Below are 12585 nucleotides of genomic sequence, written 5' to 3' on the forward strand. Positions count from 1 at the left end.
CCGTGCGGTAATCCGGACCCCACGCGAGACACGCAATGCCTGCCGCCGCCCTTTCGCCCGGAAGGTGCGGCGGCCTTTTTACAACTGTCCGGTTTTGAAAATCTCAAGCAATGCGGACAGGACGGAATTGACCGCGACAGAGGCCAGGATCATCCCCATGATACGGCTGATGATCGCCGCTCCTGAGTGGCCAATCAGGCGAATGATCGGTTCCGCCAAGAGCATGAGAACAAAGGCAACAACCAGAACCGAAAGCATGACCAGCGCGGTAATCCCTTGATCTGCTGCACTATATCGATGGTTGTCTGTCAGGATGACGACGGCCAGCATCGCCCCGGGTGAGGCCAGAGACGGAACGGCAAGAGGGAAGATTGCTGGGTTTTGCTTGTGATACTTGTCTTCCTGATCCTCTTCGGCCTGACGTTGTTCAAGTTCCTGTTTGCTCTCGCCGAAGATCATCGTCAGTGCAAAAAGAAACAGTATGATACCCCCAGCCACCTGAAACGAATTCAGACCGATATCCAGCGCTTCGATCAGCAATTGCCCGAACACAAGAAAAAACAGCAAAACGCCTGCGCTTATCAGGGCGGCTAACAGGGCCGTTTTCCGCCGGGCCGCAGCAGTAAGACCGGCGGTGACGGCGATAAAAACCGGAATTGTGCCAATCGGGTCAATGACGACCCAAAGCGTCACAAAATGCTCAAGCAGATTATTCAATACCCATCCCTCCTTAAATCTGTACGGAAGGTAAACGGGTTTGTCTCAAATAGCTACAATCAGGCGCAATGTGCCTGTTCCGCCTGCGCCATGGCTTCCGCAGTGGCGTCCAGCGCCAGCAGGATTGAAGCATGGCGGTTCTTATAGTCCCGCGCCGGCATCAGAACCTTGAGACCGTCGAAGGGCGCGTCCGGAGCGGGGCCATCCTTTTTCAACATCGCAGCAAGCTGATCGCGCGCCGCTTCGACCTGTGCACGCGTCGCGCCAATGATTGCGTCGCCAACCAACGAAGCGGACGCCTGACCCAACGCACAGGCCTTCACGTCCTGTCCAAAGGCACTGACGCGACCATCCTGAACGTTCAGATCAACCGTCACTGTAGAGCCGCATAGAGGCGCGCGTTTCTTGACTGTTGCATCCGGGTTTTCCAGCCGATCCAGATGCGGGATGTCCGCCGCCAGCGCCAGAATGCGTCCGGAATACAGCTTAATCAGGTCGTTCTCGCCGCTCATGGCTTTCCCTCGTCGTGTGTTCCTCATACATAGTGACCAGCCAACCGGATGCAAAAGGTTTTTGTCATGTCTGACCCCGTCGCGTTTGATCCATCTACTCTTAAATATAACGAGGCGGGACTGATTCCGGCAATTGCGCAGGATGAGGTGTCGGGTGAAGTTCTGATGATGGCATGGATGAATGCGCAGGCCATTGAAAAGACATTGGAAACGGGCAGGGTGACCTATTGGTCACGCTCGCGTCAGTCTTTCTGGATCAAGGGCGAAACCTCAGGTCATGTGCAGAAACTGGTGGACTTCCGCATCGATTGTGACCGCGATTGCCTGTTGGTTCTGGTGCGTCAAACCGGTGCTGCCTGTCACACCAACCGCCGGACGTGCTTTTATACCGCGGTGCGGGACGGGACCGAAACCGAACTGATGGCTCCGATGGAGTAACGTAGCAAGATCAAAGCCCCACCATATGGCGGATGTCAGCCGGGCTGGCACCTTCGGCCCGATATTTAGAGATCGCACGTGCGTCGTCCCGTTTGGCCAGTCGTTTGCCCGCGTCATCGCGGATCAGATCGTGGTGGAAATACTCGGGTGTAGGCAGGTTCAACAGCGCCTGAAGCAGAACATGAATGCGGGTGGCTTCGAACAGATCCCGACCGCGAACCACACGGGTGATCCCTTGAGCTGCGTCGTCAAGAACGACGGACAAATGGTAGGACGTACCCATGTCACGACGGGAAAGTACAACATCGCCGATATTTGTTGCCATTTCATCCTGGGTGAATGTGACAGTTCCTGTTTCGCCATCGGGACCTGAGCCCAGTTCCGAGAATTGGAATTTGGCAGGATCGCGGATTGCTCGACAGGCTTTGGCAACGTCCAGTCGCAGCGCCTGGTTTCGCGGATGATGGATTCGGCTTAAGTCTCTGGTTTGATTAGCATTTCGACATGTTCCGGGATATACTATTCCATCTGGTCCAAGCAAGGGCGCGCCTTCTTGGGGGGCGCTTGCGGCGGCAGCAATATCTTTGCGGTTACAGACGCAGGGATACAGAAGACCCCTTTTCCACAACCGATCCAACGCTCGATCATAGATACTCAGCCGATCTGATTGACGCAAAACCGGTTTCGGCCAGATCAGCCCCAACCATTTGAGGTCATCGTAGATCTGATCCTCCCAATGTCGACGCGAGCGGGACTGATCGATATCTTCGATGCGCAGCAAGAACTGTCCATTTTCGGATCTGGCCATGTCGCTGGCGATCATCGCAGAATAGGCGTGCCCAAGGTGAAGTGGACCGGTCGGGGATGGCGCGAAACGCGTTTCGAAAGTCACGCTTTTTCTAATACATACACGTCAGAGTTAAGGTTGATACCGGGCAAGTGTGGCCCGTATTCACGAAATAGAAAACGTGCTGCCCCCATGTCGACCCAATCCGTCAGTCGGCAGGTGAATTTGTGATCTGCCAGCGCATGATCGTTCAAGGAATACGCAAGCAACCCACCTTTGGGCAAGGCGTGCATCAACAGGTCGAATGTCTCGGGTGGCGCCGCGCCCTGGCCGATGACACCAATGGCCGTGATCACCGAATACGCGTCGCGCCTGAGCAGGGCTGGCTTGGTGATGTCAAAACCGGTCAGGGTTCGGTAAAAACCCTTGGCCTCTGCCTCTTCCAGCATTTTGGGGGTAGGATCGATACCATCGATGACTTCAAATCCCGCCGCCCGCAAGGCGAGACCGGAAAGCCCGGTTCCACAGCCGAAATCCAGAATTGGCGTTTGGCGGTGAGGGTGGAATTTCCACAAAGCCGCGGCCACCCGCCCCGGGGTTGCATATCCCTGTTCCGCGACCTCTTTTTCGTAGGTCGCAGCCCAGTTCTGATAGTGCGTTTCAGTGTCTTTGGGCGTGTCGAGATTGTAGGTGTTGTCCAGGAACTTGTCGCTCATCCCGGCATGCTAGGCCGATAGCATGTCGCGCGTCCAGTCAGCATTGGTCCAACCATGTTTGCCATTCTGCCTTGGCGCGATCGGTATAGGCTTTGTACCGGTCCTTCCGGCCCCGCCGCCCGCCTTTCAGGCCGTCGACAGGGCGGAACAGGCCGAAGTTTACGTTCATCGGTTGAAACGTCTTGGCTTCGGCCCCTCCGGTAATGTGATGGATCAACGCACCCATTGCACTGTCTTTGGGTACTTCGGGCAATTCACGCCCCAGTATTTCCGCGGCGGCCGTGCGACCGGCAAGCAATCCCATCGCGGCACTTTCAACATAACCTTCGACGCCCGTAATCTGGCCGGCAAAGCGGATGTTGGGCTTGGATTTCAACCGCATCTGTGCATCGAGCAGGGTGGGAGAGTTGATGAACGTGTTGCGGTGAATACCGCCGAGACGAGCAAAACTGGCGTTTTCCAGACCGGGGATCATGCGGAACACGTCGGTCTGGGCTCCGTATTTCATCTTGGTCTGAAACCCTACGATGTTGAACAATGTGCCCAATGCGTTATCGCGCCGCAACTGAACCACGGCATGGGGTTTGACATCAGGCGCATGAGGATTTGTCAGTCCTACCGGCTTCATCGGACCGTGGCGCAAGGTCTCGCGTCCGCGTTCGGCCATGACTTCAATTGGAAGACAGCCATCAAAATAACCTGCAGTTTCACCCTCGTGAAACTCGGTTTTGTCCGCAGCCAGAAGGGCGTCTATGAAAGCTTCGTATTGATCACGGTCCATCGGGCAGTTCAGATAAGCCGTGCGTTCTTCCTCGGTCTCACCTTTGTCGTACCGGGATTGCATCCAAGCTTTGCTCATGTCGATGCTGTCGGCGTAGACAATCGGCGCGATTGCATCGAAAAATGCCAGCGCGTCAGATCCTGTCTCGGCCCGGATTGCTTCCCCCAGTGCAGGTGAGGTCAACGGACCGGTCGCAAAGATCCACTGTCCATCGTCGGGAAGGGCGGTCACTTCTTCGTCGGTAACCGTCACACGCGGATGTGAGCGGAGTTTTGCGGTGACATCTTCGGCAAAGGGATCGCGGTCCACGGCGAGTGCACCACCGGCTGGCAGGCGATGTGCATGGGCTGTGGTCATGATCAACCCATTGGCGGCACGCATTTCCCAGTGCAGCAGACCCACGGCATTTTGTTCATCGTCATCTGATCGGAAAGAGTTTGAACACACCATTTCCGCCAGGTTTCCGGTCTGATGTGCAAAAGTGCCAACAGTGGGGCGCATTTCATGAATGATCACGTCAACGCCCATTTCAGCGGCTTGCCAGGCCGCTTCGGACCCGGCCATTCCACCGCCAACGATATGCAAAACTTGTGTCATGTGCAGCCACATAGGGCACCGCACACACAGGCGCAACTGCCGTATTTTTTATGACTGTTTCAGTGGGAGGGTCTTGGGGTCGCCGCTGCGGGAATGTCAGCGCTGGTGAGAGAGACCAGCTGGAGGGACCTTCCGCCCACGGCGACCCAAAAGTGTACTGAGGCCTTAGCCTCGACCCAGCTTTGCCACAGAGTTGCCCTTTTGGAAAGTGCTAAAATGAAAACAGTGGCAAAAAATGTTCAAAACAATTGCGTCATTGGGTCCAATTCGGGGGGCGCTTTTCAATAAAGGCGGAAATGCCTTCTTCTGTATCGCGGTACAACATATTCTGCGCCATTGCGTCTCCGGTATAGTCATAAGCCTGATCCAAAGGCATTTGCAGCTGTTGATAGAACGCTTCTTTCCCGATCTTCACGGCCACGCCAAGCTTGGATGCGACCAGTTCCGCCAGCCCGTTGGCTTCTTGTTCCAGCAGCGTTTCCGGAACGACACGATTTACCAGACCCAACTCGGCGGCGCGTTCCGCTGAGATGAACTCGCCGGTGGTCAGCATTTCAAAGGCCTGCTTTCTGGGAATATTTCGGCTGAGCGCCACCATCGGCGTGGAACAGAAAAGGCCGATATTGACTCCGTTGACGCCAAACCGTGTCCCTTCCGCAGCCACCGCCATGTCACAGGTTGCAACCAACTGACACCCGGCTGCGGTCGCAATGCCATGGACTTGCGCGATAACAGGTTGAGGCAGGGATTGGATGGACATCATCATCCGGGCGCAGCGGGAAAAGAGGTCCTGAAAGTATGTCTTGCCGCCATCTTCTGATTGGCGTCCGGCGGTCATCTGTTTCAGATCATGCCCGGCACAAAACGCCTTTCCTGCCCCCGACAAGACCACGGCTCGGATCGAGCTGTCCTCGCGCAGTGCATCAAGTTCGGCCTGCAATGCAGCCAGCATCTCATCACTCAGCGCGTTCAGCCGGTCCGGTGCATTCATCTTAAGTCTTGCAACCGCGCCAGTGTCGTTACGTTCCAGAATTGTCATCTTGCCCTCCGATCCCAAGTTGGGCCAACTCTAGGTCGGCAAGAGCAGGAGGGGAAGTATGGCTTTAGAAATGAACCGGGACGAACTGTCACAATACCTCAAAGAGGTGTTCCCTCAGGTGCGCAAGGATTTCGTCGTCGAAGACTTGACCGAAGACACAATCACCATGCGCCTTGTGGTTCAGGACCAACACCTGCGCCCCGGAGGCACGGTATCAGGCCCGTCCATGTTCGGGCTGGCCGATGTCAGTGTCTATGCGATGGTTCTTGCGCGTAAGGGGCGTCAGTCATTGGCCGTTACAACGAACAGCTCCTTTGATTTCCTGCGCAAACCGGAAGGCGGCGCCGATATGATTGCGACCTGTCGTCTGTTGAAGCTAGGAAAAACACTGGCCGTTGGGGATGTGCTTTTGTACTCGGATGGCGGCGATCTTCCGGTTGCGCGGGCAACGATGACCTATTCCCTGCCGCCAGCAGGGTCCGCTGCCGCGAATTTCGGATAAAAAAGGCCGGGGACAGGCCCCGGCCCAGGAAGAGGTCCCAATAATTGGGACTGGGGATCAGTCAAGGCTGCCAGAAAAAGCGCTTTGTTTCCCGGCCGGCCTGATGGCGGGTCAGCCCGACGTCCTGCAGCAAACGGTCATCCAGATAGCCCAGATTGACACGACTGCGGCGACGGCGTTCCCATTGAGTGACCGCCGCCGCAAACCGCACGGCCAGAGCAGCGAGCAGAGGCAGCCGTGGGCTGTCGTTCAGCAGCAGAAGGGCGGGGGTGTGCATTGTGCGTGTCATCTCAGAAATCCTTTCAAATTGTATTGACACAAAACAGTACCATTTGGTACATGGGTTTGATACATTCAGAATTGTGTCAAAGGCAAAGGAAGAATTGTAATGGATACAATTTGGCCGGACGCTCTGCCAAAATCCAAGGGTCCCAAATATACATTGGTTGCTGACGCGATACGGAAAGCTATTGATGACAAGACATTGGATGTCGGTGCTAAGCTTCCCCCGGTGCGCGAACTGGCTTACCGGTTGCAAATCACACCTGGTACAGTCGCACGGGCCTACACGATCCTGACCGATGAGGGCTTGCTCCACGCCGAGGTTGGGCGTGGTACATTTGTAGCCCCGCCAAAATCTCCGATTCTGGACGATGTCTGGGCCAGGCAACTGTATATGAAGGATGACAAATACAACGCCAATGTCAGTTTGTTCAGCCCACGCCTGCCGGATGCAGGGCAGGTCGCGCTTATCCGGGAATGCCTGCAAAAGGTTGCGCAAGCTGACCCTGGGCTTTTTCTGAATTACCCCACGCGGGACGCATACAAACCCATGAGGCAATCAGTTGTGGATTGGTTGTCAGATTTGCCACTGGGTCCGCTCTCACATGATGACATCGTTTTGACCCATGGCGGCCAGAACGGATTGTGTCTGGTGTTTCAGACCATCCTACGCGGACCCAGACCGATTGTGCTGGTCGAAGACCTCTCTTACGCCGGGTTTCGCCGGGCAGGGGAGTTGATGCGCGCCGAAGTCATCGGAATCAAAATGGACAAATGGGGCATTGATCCTGCGTCCATGGAGCATGTTTTGCGACAAACCAATGCTCAGGCCATCTGTGTTTCGCCAGAGGTCCAAAACCCCACCGGGGTTCACACGCCGCTGGAACGCCGGAAAGAGGTGGTGGACGTCGCGCGGCGTTTCGACCTTCAAATCATAGAAGACGATTGCTATCGCATGGGAGAGGCGCGAGAACCTAGTTATCGTGCGCTTGCTCCGGAACGCGGATGGCACGTTTCATCAATTTCAAAGATCCTCACCCCGGCTTTACGCGTGGGTTTTGCCATTGCCCCAAAGGATCGCAGCGTTGATCTGCGTCGATCTGCCGAATATGGATATTTTGGCCTTGCCCAGCCGCTGGCCGAGCTCACGCGGTTGCTGCTGTCGGATCCGCGTACCCGTCAAATTGCCCAGGATGTACGCAAGCGGATGGGCGACTACGTTCGGATCACTGTCAATGCGCTGGGGGGGTTTGATCTGAACTGGGCTCCGGACGTGCCCTTTGTCTGGCTGAACCTGCCGTCAGGTTGGCGCTCTGCTGCGTTCAGCCGTGCGGCAGAACGGGAAGGTATTCAACTCAGATCGGCGGATGAATTTGCCCTGCGCGATGGACGTGCGCCAAACGCAGTACGCATCGCAATGAATGGGCATGTTTCGCTGGAACGGTTCGAGGATGCAATGCTGAGGTTGCGCGCTTTGCTGGACAATCCGCCTGAACAGATCAGCGTCTAGCATTCAGGTCAGCGGGGGCGGATCGCCAAAGAATCCGGCCAGATGGGTGATCTTTCCATCTTCGTCCAATCGAATGAAATCATGCCCGGCCACCATGATTGCGCCGTCGGGCGCCACCATATGCCACGTGAAGTGAACGACATCGTGGTGCGAAACCGGACTGCTGGTGATTTCGACGCGCCCATTCGAGCTTTCAAGAATCTCTCCGATATGAGCATTCAACCGCTCACGCCCCGAAACATCAGCTGTTGGATCCACATATCGACCGTTTTCCGCAAAACAATGCGCCAAGAACTCAAGCCGTTTTCGCGAGGATTTTTCCTGCCAGGCGGCACCGTAGCTTTCAATTGTGTGCATTAAATCCTGCATGCAACTCTCCGTGGCTTGACGCGATAAAGTCTAATCTAGTTTATCAGAGTGTTGAAATTGGGAGAATTCCAATTCAATAATATGGGGTAAAATAATACCTATTTTGCAAGTTGTTGTTTTGATTATATTTAATTAGCATTGGGTCGCTTGACGTGGCAATCATGGGTGTCTAGATACGCATCCATCGAATTCGGGCCGCTCCGCTGGGGCGGTCTTTCACATCAAACAGGACTATCCTGCCATGAAAACCTTTTCTGCAACACCTGCAGACATCGACAAGAAATGGATCCTGATCGACGCCGAGGGCGTTGTTCTGGGTCGTCTTGCCTCGATCGTCGCCATGCGCCTGCGTGGCAAGCACAAAGCGTCGTTCACCCCGAACATGGACATGGGCGACAACGTCATCGTGATCAACGCTGACAAAATCCAGATGACCGGCAAGAAGCGCGAAGAAAACTTCTACTGGCACACGGGTCATCCGGGTGGCATCAAGTCGCGGACCAAGCAGCAGATCCTCGAAGGCAAACACCCTGAGCGCGTCGTGACCCAAGCCGTCAAACGCATGCTGCCGGGCAACCGCCTGTCGCGTCAGATTATGACCAACCTGCGCGTTTATGCCGGTGCCGAGCATCCCCATGAGGCGCAAGCGCCCGAAGTTCTGGATGTTGCATCCATGAACAAGAAAAACACCCGGAGCTAATGACCATGGCTGATCAGATCAATACTCTCGAAGAGCTGGGCGCCGTCGCAGGCGTTGAGGTTGTGGCCGAAGAAGTCATCGTGCGTGAACCCGTACGTGACGAGCTGGGTCGTTCGTATGCCACCGGCAAGCGTAAAGACGCTGTTGCCCGCGTCTGGATCAAACCCGGCTCCGGCAAGGTTACCGTAAATGGCAAAGACCAGGACAAGTATTTTGCACGTCCCGTTCTGCAACTGATCCTGCGCCAGCCGTTCCAGGTTGCTGGTGTTGAAGGTGAGTTCGACGTCGTTGCAACCGTCAAAGGCGGTGGCCTGACCGGTCAGGCCGGTGCGGTCAAGCACGGCATCTCGAAAGCGCTGCAACTGTACGATCCCAACCTGCGTGGCGCTCTGAAAGCGGCCGGCTTCCTGACCCGTGACAGCCGCGTTGTGGAACGTAAGAAATTCGGTAAGCGCAAAGCCCGCCGTTCCTTCCAGTTCTCCAAGCGTTAATTCGCCGGGAAAACCCAATAAGAAAGGGCTCGCACATGCGAGCCCTTTTTTGCTTTGCTTTGTCTGTAAAACTATTCTTCGTAAACAAGTTTCCACGCGCCGTTTTCAACGACATTGACGAAAACTGTATCCGCCCCCTGGTGATCGTCCGGGCCATAGGAAATATGGTTGCCGACCAGGTCATCCTGATAGTCCAGTGACTCCATCGCTTCGATAAAGCTGTCATGCGTCAGGTCAGGGCCCGCGGCCTCTAGTGCTTTGACCATCATTTCAGCAGCGGAATAGCCCAACATGGCGAATCCAACCGGGTCTTCGCCCGTGGCGGCCTTGTATTCTTCGATAAATGCCGCCGGGGCAGATTGATCCGCACGCGCCCAAAGATCCTGCCACGAGGCTGCTGCATAGAATCCATCGGTCACTCCACCGGGAACCTGTGCCACAACAGTCAGGAAACTGGCCGAAGTGCCGAGGAACTTCATGTCCGTCAGGCCCATCTTCTTGGCCGTGCCAACTACGGTGATCGCCTGCCGCACCCCAAGCGCCATGGTGACGATATCGCAGCCCTCTTCCTTGAGCTTGCTGAGCGATCCGACAAAATCCGTCTCATCCGGTTTGTGGGTTGTTTCAGATCCAAAAGCGATACCGGCTTCTTCGGCTCCGGCCTTGCTGCCTTCCAGGATTTCCTCACCGAAATCTGTTGGCAGATACATGGTGCAAACCGTCTTTGATCCGAATTCGCCGGCCAGATATTTCACGCCAATACGCGCCTGATCGAAATAGGTCGAGAAGGACGTGAATTTGTTCCGCATCGGTTCCTGCAACATCTGACGCGCAGCAGTCAGAGGCGCAACATTGGGAATGCCCTTGGGATCCAACAGTTTGAACCCCGCCATGTTCATCGGCGTGCCCAGCGATTGCAGCATCGCGAACACCTTGTCGCGGTTCAGCAGCTTGTTGTAGCCCTGCATCGCACGCGGCATCTGATAGCCGTTATCCTCGACCACATAGCGGATCTTGCGCCCGTGAATGCCACCGGCTTCGTTCACCCGGTCAAATACCACGTTGGCACCCTTGGTCGCCGGAACACCCACTGCGGCAAAGATGCCGCTCAGGTCGTTGACGGAACCAATGACTATCTCGTCGTCCGTAACGCCCTGTGTCTGAGCCGAGCCGATGCTTGCCGAGGCGGTCAACGCCGTGGCTGCGGCCAGCCATTTGAGTGACTTCTTCATCTTTCTTCTCCCGAAAACTCTTTGCCTAAGTGTACATGTCTTCAATCAGATGTCCGTGTTTCTTTTCCACCAGACCGCGTTTCAGTTTCATCGTGGCGGTAAGCTCGTCATCTTCGGCGGTCAGCAAAACGTCGATCAAGCGAAAATCCTTGATCTGTTCAACTCTTGCAAACTTCGCATTGACGGTTTCGACTTCGGAACCGATCAGATCCCTGATTTCGGACGCGGCACAAAGCGAGGCAAAGTTCGAGAATGGGATCTTCTGGTCTTGCGCATATTTCTCGACGTTTTCCTGATCGATCATGATCAACGCCGTGAGGTATTTACGCTTGTCACCAATGATAACCGCGTCCGAGATGTAATGGCTGAACTTCAGCCGGCTCTCGATTTCGGCCGGGGTGATGTTCTTGCCACCGGCGGTGATGATGATGTCTTTCAACCTGCCGGTGATGGTAACGAACCCGTCCTTGTCGATACGTCCCATATCGCCGGTGCGCAGCCAGCCATCGGCAGTAAAGCTTTCCGCCGTCTTTGCGTTATTGCGCCAATAGCCCTGAAAGATGTTCATGCCCTTGAGCTGAATTTCACCTTCGTCCGAGATACGGATATCGCACCCCGGGACGACCTTTCCTATGGTTCCGATCTTGTTGCTTTCAACGGTGTTGAGTGTCGCAAGGCCGGACGTTTCGGTCATGCCGAAGCCCTCGACGATCGGCACTCCGATGGCCCAGTACCATTTCAACAAATCCGCCGAGATAGGGGCAGCACCCGTGCCACCCCGGCGCAGCTTGTCCAAGCCCAGCATCCGGCGCAAATTCTTCAGAACCAACTGATCCCAAAACCAGAACCGGGCCGCGATGGCGGCGGGAACGGGTTTTCTCGAACTCACGTATTCGGCCCGGCGCGCGCCGGCCTTCAGGGCAAGACCGTATGCCATTCGACCCAGCGACGTTGCATCCTGCGCCAGGATTTGCACATGCGCATAGATCTTTTCCCAAACTCTAGGTACTGCCGTGAAGGTCGAAGGCGAGACCTCTTGCAGATTTGCAAAAACCGTCTCGGGGCTTTCCGCGAAGTTCACGGTGCAGCGGGCGGCCAGCGGAAAATAGACAGATACGTCGCGTTCCAGAATATGACAGAGCGGCAGAAAACACAGCTGTTCGTCACTGGCCTGCGTTGGCAATGACCAGGCACCGGCCTCAATGCCAGCCAGGATGTTTTCATGGCTTAGCATCGCACCCTTGGGTTGGCCGGTGGTGCCGGATGTGTAAACCAGCAAAGCTGTATCCTGAGGTTTGGCCTGTGCGATTTCGGCTTCGAACCGTCCCGGATCTTCGGTTTCGACCTGCTGGCCCAAAGCGTAAATATCGTCGATCATCATACAGCGTGGATGGGTCAGGTCATGCAAGCCTTCGCCCTCCAGTATGATCACCTTGACCAGGTCCGGAACTTGACTTTCGACTTCCAGAAACTTGTCCAGATGTTCTTCATCCTCGACAATCAGGAACTTGCTGCCACTGTCATTGACCAGATATTGCAACTGATTGGCAGAATCCGTGGTGTAGACGCCAGAAGAAATGCCACCGACGCACTGAATGCCCATGTCGAACCACATCCATTCCTTGCGGTCCTCGGACAGGATTGAAACAACGTCTCCGCGTTCCAAACCCAGCTTTCGCAGGGCGAGCCCGATCCACTTGGCGTGCCGCCAGTAGTCGGCCCAGGAATATGACTTCCAGATGCCCAAGTCCTTTTCACGATGGGCCGTTCGATCCCCCAGTTCCGCACAACGGCTTTGAAACAGCGCACTGATGGTTGTGCACCCATCCACACGCAACGGGCGTTGTCCGGGGGTTGCATTAAGTTCAATGCCGTTGATCCTGATCTGCGGGGCGAGGGGCGTTGCATCCAT

Annotated in this window: 15 protein-coding genes; 5 read left to right on the forward strand and 10 right to left on the reverse strand. The window is 55.6% G+C overall.

The window, feature by feature from the left end; translation table 11 throughout:
* Nucleotides 1-78 precede the first annotated feature (78 nt).
* Both AC2FFA_RS02415 and AC2FFA_RS02420 read right to left on the reverse strand, forming a co-directional pair.
* Nucleotides 79-717: a MarC family protein gene (locus AC2FFA_RS02415; RefSeq protein ID WP_496849710.1), complete on the reverse strand. Its 639-nt coding sequence runs from the start codon at nt 715-717 to the stop codon at nt 79-81.
* A 59-nt stretch (nt 718-776) separates the two neighbouring features.
* Nucleotides 777-1229, reverse strand: coding sequence for an iron-sulfur cluster assembly scaffold protein (locus AC2FFA_RS02420; RefSeq protein WP_117868999.1), 453 nt, complete (start codon nt 1227-1229; stop codon nt 777-779).
* Nucleotides 1230-1277: 48 nt separating this feature from the next.
* On the opposite strand from AC2FFA_RS02420, the gene hisI reads away from it, so the two are divergent.
* Nucleotides 1278-1667, forward strand: a complete 390-nt coding sequence (gene hisI, locus AC2FFA_RS02425) for a phosphoribosyl-AMP cyclohydrolase (protein WP_299896963.1) — start codon at nt 1278-1280, stop codon at nt 1665-1667.
* 10 nt (nt 1668-1677) lie between these two features.
* Here hisI and gluQRS read toward each other — a convergent pair whose 3' ends face one another.
* From gluQRS to AC2FFA_RS02445, 4 genes are all read right to left on the reverse strand, one after another.
* Nucleotides 1678-2559, reverse strand: coding sequence for a tRNA glutamyl-Q(34) synthetase GluQRS (gene gluQRS / locus AC2FFA_RS02430; protein ID WP_496849713.1), 882 nt, complete (start codon nt 2557-2559; stop codon nt 1678-1680).
* A complete protein-coding gene (locus AC2FFA_RS02435; protein ID WP_496849715.1) occupies nt 2556-3170 on the reverse strand; it encodes a class I SAM-dependent DNA methyltransferase in 615 nt (204 codons plus the stop codon). The genes gluQRS and AC2FFA_RS02435 overlap by 4 nt, the downstream gene beginning before the upstream one ends.
* Nucleotides 3171-3207: 37 nt before the next feature.
* Entirely contained in the window at nt 3208-4548 is a 1341-nt protein-coding gene (gene trmFO, locus AC2FFA_RS02440) for a methylenetetrahydrofolate--tRNA-(uracil(54)-C(5))-methyltransferase (FADH(2)-oxidizing) TrmFO (RefSeq protein ID WP_496849717.1), read from the reverse strand.
* A 253-nt stretch (nt 4549-4801) separates the two neighbouring features.
* Nucleotides 4802-5587 carry an enoyl-CoA hydratase gene (locus tag AC2FFA_RS02445; RefSeq protein ID WP_117868995.1) on the reverse strand — a complete coding sequence of 262 codons (786 nt, stop codon included), beginning with the start codon at nt 5585-5587 and terminating at the stop codon, nt 4802-4804.
* Between the two features lie 58 nt (nt 5588-5645).
* On the opposite strand from AC2FFA_RS02445, the gene AC2FFA_RS02450 reads away from it, so the two are divergent.
* Complete coding sequence (locus AC2FFA_RS02450; RefSeq protein ID WP_117868994.1) at nt 5646-6089, forward strand: PaaI family thioesterase; 444 nt, start codon at nt 5646-5648, stop codon at nt 6087-6089.
* A gap of 61 nt (nt 6090-6150) precedes the next feature.
* On the opposite strand, the gene AC2FFA_RS02455 is transcribed toward AC2FFA_RS02450, so the two are convergent.
* A complete protein-coding gene (locus tag AC2FFA_RS02455; RefSeq protein ID WP_117868993.1) occupies nt 6151-6378 on the reverse strand; it encodes a DUF1127 domain-containing protein in 228 nt (75 codons plus the stop codon).
* A gap of 99 nt (nt 6379-6477) precedes the next feature.
* Here AC2FFA_RS02455 and AC2FFA_RS02460 point away from each other — a divergent pair, with 99 nt between their 5' ends.
* Nucleotides 6478-7881, forward strand: a complete 1404-nt coding sequence (locus AC2FFA_RS02460) for an aminotransferase-like domain-containing protein (RefSeq protein WP_299896979.1) — start codon at nt 6478-6480, stop codon at nt 7879-7881.
* Between the two features lie 3 nt (nt 7882-7884).
* Here AC2FFA_RS02460 and AC2FFA_RS02465 read toward each other — a convergent pair whose 3' ends face one another.
* Nucleotides 7885-8250 (reverse strand): nuclear transport factor 2 family protein, encoded by a 366-nt coding sequence (locus AC2FFA_RS02465; protein ID WP_496849720.1) that lies wholly within the window; start codon nt 8248-8250, stop codon nt 7885-7887.
* Nucleotides 8251-8491: 241 nt separating this feature from the next.
* Between AC2FFA_RS02465 and rplM the strand changes: the two genes are divergently transcribed.
* Both rplM and rpsI read left to right on the forward strand, forming a co-directional pair.
* Nucleotides 8492-8950, forward strand: a complete 459-nt coding sequence (gene rplM / locus AC2FFA_RS02470) for a 50S ribosomal protein L13 (RefSeq protein WP_117868990.1) — start codon at nt 8492-8494, stop codon at nt 8948-8950.
* Between the two features lie 5 nt (nt 8951-8955).
* On the forward strand, nt 8956-9441 hold the full coding sequence (gene rpsI / locus AC2FFA_RS02475; protein ID WP_117872759.1) for a 30S ribosomal protein S9: 486 nt from the start codon (nt 8956-8958) through the stop codon (nt 9439-9441).
* Nucleotides 9442-9512: 71 nt separating this feature from the next.
* Here rpsI and AC2FFA_RS02480 read toward each other — a convergent pair whose 3' ends face one another.
* Nucleotides 9513-10673, reverse strand: coding sequence for an ABC transporter substrate-binding protein (locus AC2FFA_RS02480; RefSeq protein WP_496849723.1), 1161 nt, complete (start codon nt 10671-10673; stop codon nt 9513-9515).
* Nucleotides 10674-10698: 25 nt separating this feature from the next.
* A complete protein-coding gene (locus AC2FFA_RS02485; protein WP_496849724.1) occupies nt 10699-12585 on the reverse strand; it encodes an AMP-dependent synthetase/ligase in 1887 nt (628 codons plus the stop codon).

Source organism: Ruegeria sp. YTSB088, assembly GCF_059609825.1.

What these genes read in the sequence shown, in the direction of transcription:
- rpsI (WP_117872759.1), top strand. Translation starts at nt 8,956, where the DNA reads ATGGCTGATCAGATCAATACTCTCGAAGAGCTGGGCGCCGTCGCAGGC.
- AC2FFA_RS02455 (WP_117868993.1), bottom strand. Translation starts at nt 6,378, where the DNA reads ATGACACGCACAATGCACACCCCCGCCCTTCTGCTGCTGAACGACAGC.
- AC2FFA_RS02445 (WP_117868995.1), bottom strand. Translation starts at nt 5,587, where the DNA reads ATGACAATTCTGGAACGTAACGACACTGGCGCGGTTGCAAGACTTAAG.
- AC2FFA_RS02450 (WP_117868994.1), top strand. Translation starts at nt 5,646, where the DNA reads ATGGCTTTAGAAATGAACCGGGACGAACTGTCACAATACCTCAAAGAG.
- hisI (WP_299896963.1), top strand. Translation starts at nt 1,278, where the DNA reads ATGCAAAAGGTTTTTGTCATGTCTGACCCCGTCGCGTTTGATCCATCT.
- AC2FFA_RS02465 (WP_496849720.1), bottom strand. Translation starts at nt 8,250, where the DNA reads ATGCAGGATTTAATGCACACAATTGAAAGCTACGGTGCCGCCTGGCAG.
- trmFO (WP_496849717.1), bottom strand. Translation starts at nt 4,548, where the DNA reads ATGACACAAGTTTTGCATATCGTTGGCGGTGGAATGGCCGGGTCCGAA.
- AC2FFA_RS02460 (WP_299896979.1), top strand. Translation starts at nt 6,478, where the DNA reads ATGGATACAATTTGGCCGGACGCTCTGCCAAAATCCAAGGGTCCCAAA.
- AC2FFA_RS02480 (WP_496849723.1), bottom strand. Translation starts at nt 10,673, where the DNA reads ATGAAGAAGTCACTCAAATGGCTGGCCGCAGCCACGGCGTTGACCGCC.
- AC2FFA_RS02485 (WP_496849724.1), bottom strand. Translation starts at nt 12,585, where the DNA reads ATGGATGCAACGCCCCTCGCCCCGCAGATCAGGATCAACGGCATTGAA.
- AC2FFA_RS02435 (WP_496849715.1), bottom strand. Translation starts at nt 3,170, where the DNA reads ATGAGCGACAAGTTCCTGGACAACACCTACAATCTCGACACGCCCAAA.
- AC2FFA_RS02420 (WP_117868999.1), bottom strand. Translation starts at nt 1,229, where the DNA reads ATGAGCGGCGAGAACGACCTGATTAAGCTGTATTCCGGACGCATTCTG.
- rplM (WP_117868990.1), top strand. Translation starts at nt 8,492, where the DNA reads ATGAAAACCTTTTCTGCAACACCTGCAGACATCGACAAGAAATGGATC.